The following is a 382-nucleotide window of genomic DNA, read 5'->3' as shown; positions in this document are numbered from 1 at the left end:
TGAACGATCCGACTGCGACAGTTGTGGTGACTGTAGATGGTGTGGACTATCCTGCGGTCAATAATGGTGATGGTACCTGGACCCTTGCGGACAATACGCTTCCAGTGTTGACTGATGGACCACATACCGTGACTGTGACTGCAACTGACCCAGCAGGTAATGTGGGTACAACAGGTGCAGTAGTGACTGTCGATACCACAGCACCGACTGTTGCGTTAAGTGATGTAATCACCAATGACAGCACACCTGAATTAATCGGTACAGTGAACGACCCGACAGCGACTGTGGTGGTGACTGTAGACGGAGTGGACTACCCGGCAACCAATAATGGCAACGGTACCTGGACACTTGCCGACAATACACTTCCAGTGTTGGCAGATGG

1 protein-coding gene is annotated in these 382 nt (G+C 51.6%); it reads left to right on the top strand.

All coding sequences use genetic code 11. From position 1 onward, the window contains the following. A partial coding sequence (locus tag ACH8JV_RS19545) for an Ig-like domain-containing protein (RefSeq protein ID WP_396523306.1) occupies positions 1-382 on the top strand: 382 nt, incomplete at both ends.

Origin of the sequence: Acinetobacter sp. ABJ_C5_2, assembly GCF_044538485.1 — a bacterium.
Classification (GTDB): domain Bacteria; phylum Pseudomonadota; class Gammaproteobacteria; order Pseudomonadales; family Moraxellaceae; genus Acinetobacter; species Acinetobacter nosocomialis_A.
This window is presented reverse-complemented; position numbering and strand designations above follow the sequence as displayed.